The sequence below is a fragment of the uncultured Tissierella sp. genome (assembly GCF_902479755.1).
Classification (GTDB): domain Bacteria; phylum Bacillota; class Clostridia; order Tissierellales; family Tissierellaceae; genus Tissierella; species Tissierella carlieri.
This window is the reverse complement of record NZ_CABSQO010000083.1, coordinates 1-3,882: the sequence shown is the minus strand read 5'-3', so window position 1 is coordinate 3,882 and position 3,882 is coordinate 1. Positions and strand designations below refer to the sequence as shown.

The 3,882-nt window shown below is 26.9% G+C and carries 3 protein-coding genes; all 3 read left to right on the top strand.

Annotated features, from left to right (window positions below; all coding sequences use genetic code 11):
- Positions 1–178: 178 nt before the first annotated feature.
- The 3 genes from RDK80_RS20015 to RDK80_RS20005 are packed head-to-tail and all read left to right on the top strand — an operon-like array spanning position 179 to position 3,799.
- Positions 179–1,309: a tyrosine-type recombinase/integrase gene (locus RDK80_RS20015; RefSeq protein ID WP_308525318.1), complete on the top strand. Its 1,131-nt coding sequence runs from the start codon at positions 179–181 to the stop codon at positions 1,307–1,309.
- Positions 1,309–3,426: a site-specific integrase gene (locus RDK80_RS20010; RefSeq protein WP_216554053.1), complete on the top strand. Its 2,118-nt coding sequence runs from the start codon at positions 1,309–1,311 to the stop codon at positions 3,424–3,426. Before RDK80_RS20015 ends, RDK80_RS20010 begins: the two co-directional genes overlap by 1 nt.
- Positions 3,419–3,799 (top strand): DUF6262 family protein, encoded by a 381-nt coding sequence (locus RDK80_RS20005; protein WP_216554050.1) that lies wholly within the window; start codon positions 3,419–3,421, stop codon positions 3,797–3,799. The genes RDK80_RS20010 and RDK80_RS20005 overlap by 8 nt, the downstream gene beginning before the upstream one ends.
- Positions 3,800–3,882: the final 83 nt, after the last annotated feature.

The window sequence follows — 3,882 nt, the reverse complement described above, 5'->3', positions numbered from 1 at the left end:
ATCATTAATTTAAATATAGTATAATTAATAGTGAATAGATAGTTTAATATAACTATTTATTCACTATATTTTTTATAAAGTGAAATTATTAAATTAACTATATCTATTTAGTATATATAGTATAATATATTTAATAAAATGTAAATAAAATAGTGAGTGTTGGAGGATAGCCTTGAAAGTGCAGGAAGTCATATTACAGGAAAATAAAAAAGGATACATGTTACTTGATGATGGTTTACCAGTAATTCCAGTGGTTAAATATATTAAATATCTTGATAATACAGAAAAAAGTAGTAACACTCAGAAAACTTACTGCTATAGTTTAAAGCTCTATTTTGAATTTTTAAAAGAAGTAGAAAAAGATTATCGGGAAATTAATATTAACGATTTATCTGATTTTGTTGGTTGGCTAAGAAATCCTTATGAAAGTAATAAAATAGTCGGTATAATGCCTACTAAATCAAAGAGAACAGAAAGAACAGTTAATTTAATTATTTCAGCAGTTACTAATTTCTATGACTATCTATTTAGAACAGAAGAAATAAATAATGACATGATTGATAAACTTATGAAACAAATATTTATTGGGAAAAATAGGATTTATAAAGACTTTTTATATCATGTGAATAAAGATAAACCTATAAATAGGAATATTTTAAAAATTGAAGAACCAAGAAAAAAGTTAAAGGTACTTACTAAAGAAGAAGTAGAAGAAATATACACTGCAACGACAAATATAAGGGATAGTTTTTTAATTAGACTATTATTTGAAACAGGGCTAAGAATTGGAGAAGCCTTATCACTATTTATTGAAGATTTTATTTGTGATTATCAAAATGGTCATAAAATCAGGTTAGTGGATAGAGGAGAACTTGTTAATGGTTCTAAATTAAAGACAGGAGAAAGAGAAATTCATGTATCGCAAGAGTTAATGGATTTGTTTGATGACTACATGTATGATATATTAGACGATTTAGAAATAGATACTAATTTTGTATTTATTAAAATAAAAGGTGAAAAATGTGGAGAACCCATGGATTACTCTAATGTTAATTCTCTATTTAAGATGCTGGAGAAGAAAACTGGAATAAGAATTTATCCCCATCTTTTAAGACATACACATGCTACCATGTATTATAGACAGACAAAAGATATTAAGCAGGTGCAAGAAAGATTAGGTCATTCCCAAATACAAACTACTATGAATCTATATCTGCATCCTTCAGATGAGGACATAAGAAAAAGTTGGGAAATAGCACAGCCAGTCTTTAAGATAATTACTAATAAAAACGAGGAAGGTAAATTCTAATGATGAATCCTTTAAATCTACTTGGATATAACAGCGTGATAGAGTATCAACAAATAATTATTGATACCATATCAAGTTATAAGGAAAAGCTTATTAATATTGACGGTTCAGTAACCTATAAGGAAGTTAGAACAACATATTTTATAGATAATGATGCTTGGCATATAGACTTTTTTGGTGGCATAGAACAATTTAAAAAACAGTATGAGAAATATAAGTACAAAAATAAAAATATATTTTTTAGATTCAATAATCCTAATATAAATAAAGAAATAAAGTTTATAATCTATCATAGATTTTTCAAAACTGAATGGTCTTTTTGTAATGCTTTTGTAAACCAAAATAGTATGTTTAAAAGATTATCAGACTTTATAAATGAAAAGTATCCTAATTTAAATTCCATACTTGATTTAGATATAGATAAAGCAAATTTTGAATGGATAGACTGGCTTGAAAATAAGGGTATAAAAACTTTAGTAACGAGGTATGAAAAAAGTTTAGGTAAAGAGTGTACTTGCAAAACCACTATAGCATACCTATTAAATCAAGTTTATCAGGAGTTATTTAGTCTTACAGATACAAGAATAGAGTGGGAAAAGGATATTTGGGATATAAAAAATCTTGAAAAGTATGGTTTAACCTTTAATAAATCATCTACTAGTTACCTAATAGATTTTACCTCAATAGAGAATGAAAATATTAAAACAGAAATAAAAAGATATTTTAAGCAGAAGCTATTAAGTAATCATAAATTCACTATTGGAACTGCACGGCATGTTTTCAATTTTATTCAAAAATTTATATATTGTATACTACAATTAGAACCTACTTGGAATGATTTAAAAAAATTAGACAGAGAACATATAGAGAAGTATATAGAATGGCTAAATACTTATACAGTAAATAGATTAACTCGTAAAGATGCTAATGTATCAAGCTATAAAATTAGAGCTTTAACTAGTATTCAAAAATTTTTATCTGATATTCAAATAAAAGAGTATTCTATTGCTCCTATTAAAAATGCTAGGATGCTTATCTTTCCAGATGACAAACCAACTTTAAATAAAAAGTCGTATAAACAAATAAAATATATACCAGATTATGTTTTAGACCAGTTGTTTAATAATATTAATAATCTACATAAAGAAGTAATTCCTGTCATCTGGGTAATGTATAAAACAGGACTACGTATATCTGATGTGTTGGGATTAAAACAAGATTGTCTTGTTAAGCTTAATAATAAATACTGGGTAGAAACTGACATAGAAAAAACTTATGAAATTGGACATAGAATACCTATTGATGATGAATTGGCTAATATGTTATCTATTTTAATTAATAATACTAAGCAAAATAGTAATGAGGATAACAATCCTGAAAATTATATTTTTGTTAGATATAATGGCAGCAGAAAAGGCAGACCTTATTCAAAGGATTGGATCCGGAACAATCTTAACGCTTTTGCAAGAGAATATAATATAATCGATGAAATGGGTCATTTGTATCACTTTAAAAACCATTCCTTTAGACATACCTATGCTATAAAAGTATTAAATGGTGGTGCTGATATATTAACTGTTCAGGAATTATTGGCTCATGCTTCGCCAGAAATGACAATGAGATATGCAAGACTTCTTGATGATAATAAGAGGAAAGTCTTTGACAATGTAATAAATCAAGGGATATTCAGTTTTGATATTGAAGGTAAACTTTATGAAGAAACGCATGGAGATACTCCTGAAGATATTCTTGATATGCTTTGGACTAATCATAAATTAAGCTCCATAGATACTCCTTATGGAACCTGTTTACAGAGAAGTAAAGGAAAATGTAATTTTGCTAAGCAACCACCTTGCTTAACTTGTAATGGAGGTAGACCATGCAAGGATTTAGCAGTGGGTATATTTGAAGGAGATGTAAAGAAATATGAAATACATATAAATGCTACAAGATCTCTTATAGAACAGGCTAAATATTATAATCGTGAGGATATGGCTAGAGAAAATGAAGAGCTTTTAAACCTATATGAAGAAATATATGATACTGTATATAGCGGAAATATTGTATATGGAAAATTAGATAGATTAATAAAAAAAGTGGTGATAAATAATGAGTAGTTATGATCGTAAAGAACACTTAAACCAATTACATGCTCAAAGAAGGGCTGATACTCAAAGAAAGGTAGATGAGTCTATAAAAAGACTTATTAAAATAAATAAGAACATTAATTTTAATAGTGTTGCTAATGAATCAGGAGTTTCTAAAGCAACTTTATATAGTAATCTTAACATTAGAGAAAGAATTGAAACTTTAAGGCGGCAACAATCACAAGTACCTACTCCAAAACAGGTTAAAAGGGAAATGGATGATAATAATAAAGATGCTATAATTGCAAGCCTCAAAAGAAAAATAAAAAAGTTAGAAGAGGAAAATGAGCAACTAAAGGAACAGTTAAAAATTAGTTATGGAGATATCTATAAGAAAATATAAGAGAAATGAATATATTATACATGTATAATATATTCATTTCTCCTTAATTACCTATTTTTAAAAATTAGGTCTTGATAAATTAA

What these genes read in the sequence shown, in the direction of transcription:
- RDK80_RS20005 (WP_216554050.1), top strand. Translation starts at nt 3,419, where the DNA reads ATGAGTAGTTATGATCGTAAAGAACACTTAAACCAATTACATGCTCAA.
- RDK80_RS20010 (WP_216554053.1), top strand. Translation starts at nt 1,309, where the DNA reads ATGATGAATCCTTTAAATCTACTTGGATATAACAGCGTGATAGAGTAT.